Annotated in this window: 5 protein-coding genes; 1 reads left to right on the top strand and 4 read right to left on the bottom strand. The window is 69.9% G+C overall.

The window, feature by feature from the left end:
* Positions 1–253: thiamine-phosphate kinase (locus tag HOP12_08350; GenBank protein NOT34163.1), on the top strand; the 253-nt coding region annotated here is incomplete at its 5' end.
* On the opposite strand, the gene HOP12_08345 is transcribed toward HOP12_08350, so the two are convergent.
* From HOP12_08345 to HOP12_08330, 4 genes are all read right to left on the bottom strand, one after another.
* Positions 244–1,224, bottom strand: coding sequence for a hypothetical protein (locus HOP12_08345; GenBank protein NOT34162.1), 981 nt, complete (start codon positions 1,222–1,224; stop codon positions 244–246). The two genes, HOP12_08350 and HOP12_08345, sit on opposite strands and share 10 nt — an antisense overlap.
* A 44-nt stretch (positions 1,225–1,268) precedes the next feature.
* A complete protein-coding gene (locus HOP12_08340) occupies positions 1,269–1,823 on the bottom strand; it encodes a methylated-DNA--[protein]-cysteine S-methyltransferase (GenBank protein ID NOT34161.1) in 555 nt (184 codons plus the stop codon).
* 135 nt (positions 1,824–1,958) lie between these two features.
* Positions 1,959–2,633, bottom strand: coding sequence for an isoprenylcysteine carboxylmethyltransferase family protein (locus HOP12_08335; GenBank protein NOT34160.1), 675 nt, complete (start codon positions 2,631–2,633; stop codon positions 1,959–1,961).
* A 5-nt stretch (positions 2,634–2,638) separates the two neighbouring features.
* Positions 2,639–3,652: hypothetical protein (locus HOP12_08330; protein NOT34159.1), on the bottom strand; the 1,014-nt coding region annotated here is incomplete at its 5' end.

Raw genomic sequence — 3,652 nt, 5'->3', positions numbered from 1 at the left:
CGCGAGGCTCGCGGCCACCGCGCGCGCGCTGCGCCTCGGGCCCAGCGACGACTACGAGTTGCTGCTCGCCGTCGATCCCGAGCGGCGGCGTGCGTTCGGCCTGCGCAACCTCGACCAGCGCACGCCGCTCGCCTTCATCGGCACGCTGACCGACGTGCCGGGGGCCCGGGTGCTGGAGACGCCCGACGGCGAGATGCCGATCGCAGCGCGCGGCTTCGATCACCTGGCGGCGAAACGGCGCGCTCAGCGGTAGCGGAGCTTGAGCCGTCCCCAGGTGGCGTTTCGCGTCGGGGTCGAACAGTCGGCGGTGCCGGGATTCGGCGTGGCGATGCCCTGCCAGGTCGTCGCGCCGTGCTCGGTCGCGGAGCCGCAGAACGCGAGCGAGTGGCCGTCGGCGACCGCGTCCACGAATTCGCCGATGTTCCAGAATCCCGCGTTCGCCGCGGTGCTCTCGTTCTGCTGCGTGGCCGCGCCCCACTGGACGAAGTCGAGCAGCATGTCGTCGCGGTTGAGCGCCGTCTGCGAAGCGTTCGTGGTCGCCACGTAGAGCGTGGCCGAGCCGGTGCGTGGCAACGTGACGCCCTGGAAGAACACGCTGGTGTTCGTGTTGGTGCCGGTCTGATTGAGGAACACCACCACGCGCCCGCCCGGCGGCACCGAGATGTCCGTCTGCGGCAGCGTCTGAACGGTCGCGCCCGTCAGGCTCAGGCGATAGCGCCCCAGATTGCCGGTCGCGGCACCCAGATTCGCGATCTCGACGAAATCGTTCGTGTGATCGTCCGAGAACCGCACCTCGGTGAGCCGGAAGTCGCTCACCGGCACCGCCGCCATCGAGAGCCCGACACTGCCGACCATGCCGAAGCCGCTGCAGTGGACCTCGCAGAAATACGAACGCGAGACGACGCCGCTCGAGCGCCACGTGAACGCCGTGTTCACGGCACTGGTCGCCGTACCGCTCGTGAAGCCGGCGCTCGGCGTGCAGCTGTTGCCGCTCAACACATTGTGATTGCCGCCCGCCCACACCCACACCACGTGATCGCCGGGGTTGACGTTTACGTTCGGCGGCGAGAACGACGTGCCCGACACCGTGACGCGCACCTGACCGGCTTCGGCCATGGAAATCGCGAGGCTCGCGAGCATCAGCAGCGCGGCGCCCACCGAATACACGGTGAGGGTTCCGAGTTCGCGTGCTGCCCGGCGAACCCATCGATTCGGGATTCTCATGGCGATCGCTCCCTGTGGCGCGGCCCGCGGGGTGATGCCTCGAATCAGCGTCGAGTGCGGCGTGTCGCTCCCGCGGCGGCGACGAATTCCTCGCCGACCGATTCGAGGCGCTTGCGGTGCGCGGATTCGTGCTCCAGCAACCAGCGCCGCCGCGTCACGCCGCCGGGGTAGCCCGCCAGACTGCCGGCGGCGCCCACCGCGCGATGGCACGGCACGATCAGCGCAATCGGATTCTGCTGCGCCACGAGCGTGATCGCGCGCGCGGCGCGCGGCTGCTTGAGACGCTTGGCCAGGTCGCCGTAGGTGACGGTCTCCCCGTAGGGAATCGCACGCAGCGCCTTCCAGACTTTGAGCTGAGCGTCGGTGCCGATCGGGGCGAGCTTCACGTCGAAATCGACCAGGCCACCGTTGAAGTACGCCTCGACCTGATCCACCACCGGTTTCAGCTCGAGCAGCGAGGGAGTCCAGGTCGCGCCCGGGTGCAGCGGAGAGTGACCCGCGATCACCCGCTTCAAGCTCTTGCGATCCATGAACTCGAGATGGCAGACGCCGCGGTCGCTGCCGGCCAGGAACAGCAGGCCGACGGGCGAAGCGATCATGTGGTAGGCGAGTCGCACGAGCGCACAATAGCCAAGCGCCCGCAGACTGCCAAGCGGTGCGCGCCGGATTCGCACCGGTTGTGCGCTGCTGAACCCGAACACCTCGTCCGCTCGAGGTGGTGAAACGTCGGTCGCTCAACGCCCGAGTCGCGGCAGGAAGGCTCCGGTGCGGTCGCGGTAGGCGCGAAATGTCTCGCCGAAGTGGCGCTCGAGCAGCGCGTCCTCGGTGCGTGCGCGGGTCGCCAGCAGCCACGCGAACAGTACGAGCAGCGGCATCGCGAGCGAGCTTGCGAACGCCATGAGGCCGCCGAGTGCCGTGAGCCATGCGCCGAGGTACCCCGGATGCCGGATCACGCGGTAGGGGCCGTGCGTCTCGATCTGATGATCGCGCTGCACCACGGCCTCAGGTGCGAAGCGGCTTCCGAGTCGCGCGATGGCCGAAACGCGCAGCGTGAAACCGAGTGCCGCCAGCGAGACTCCCGCCCAGCGCAGTCCGGCGCCGAAAGGCAGCGGCATCCACCCGCGCGCGTCCGCGAGCGCCGAGAGCGGCGGGATCAGAAACGGCAGCAGTCCGAGCAACGCGAACCGCCACGGCGCATCGCGGTCGGCCGCCACGGCGTCGCTGCTTCGCACCGGCTGAAGTGCGGCCAGCAGCAGTCCGAGCAGCGCCCACACGACGGCGAGCGCCACCGCCTGCGGGTGCGCGATGAATTGCCGGATGCCGCCGAGTGCCAGCGCCAGCAATCCGGCATCGAGCGACGAGACTGCGACCGCGATCGCGAGCCGCGCCGCCAGCGGCGGTCGTGGCACCGCGCTCATTTCTCGGGGTCGAACCGCACGCGCGAGGCGTCCCAGTCGATCGTGACCCGCCAGTCGCGGAACAGATCGTGTGAAATGAAGCCGTCACGGCCGAGACCGTGACGCGTGGCGAGCGCGCCGTCGAGTGCGCCGGACCATCCCGACACCGGCCCTTCGCGCAGCCGCCCGATCGAGATCGAAGGAATCTGCACCCGCGCCCACGCATTGCCGCGCAGCACGGTGGCGGCGCCTCGAATCGCGCGTGAGATCCCGCCCCCGGCCGACAAGCTCAACTCGTCGAGCGTTGCCGCACTCGCTCCGAAGCCGCACTCCGGAAAGCCGCTGTGCAGCCACAGCGCGAGCGGGCGGCTGTCACGCACTCGTCCGCGCACCATGAGTTCGGACTCGCTCCAGATCTCGAGCGGAACCGCGTTCTCGACGGTGCCGCCGTCGGACACCGGCGTTGCGGCGGCCGCTGCGACGAGCGTGCGGCGCCTCAGCACCAGTTCGTGTTCCGGATAGTCGAGCGTCGGTGTGAAAGCGCGCAGCAGCTCCACGCCGATCACGCCCGCCACCGGTTCCTTGGCGCCGTGGACCGCCGCCGAGTATTTGCGCAACGGCAGCACTGCGACCGGCACGTTCTCGAGCGTGAAGTCGCCCAGTTCAAAACTCGGGACCACCCCATAGGTGACCGCGTGCATCGTGCCGAGCCATGCGATCTGGCCGCGGCCCTCGAACAGGCGCACGCCGAGTCGGCGCGCGGCGGATTGATCGAGCAACAGGCACGGGGCGCCGGTATCGACCGCGAACAGCATGATCTCGCGCAGCAACTTGGCGCGCACCATGGCGAGCGGGTACAGCTCGCGAAACGGCACGCGACACGAGTCGGCGCCCGGGCGCAGGCGCAGCGGCGGGTCGGCCGCGAAGTGCTCGAGCGACGCGATGCGCCCGCCCTCACCGGCGGCCTCGGCGAGTGTGGCCGCGGCGCGATAGTCGCCGCGGCCACACTCGCCGAGGCCGCCGGTGAGGGC

The sequence above is a fragment of the Candidatus Eisenbacteria bacterium genome (genome assembly GCA_013140805.1).
GTDB lineage: Bacteria > Eisenbacteria > RBG-16-71-46 > RBG-16-71-46 > RBG-16-71-46 > JABFRW01.
The sequence above is the reverse complement of the archived record's forward strand: the minus strand, read 5'-3'. Positions and strand labels throughout refer to the sequence as shown.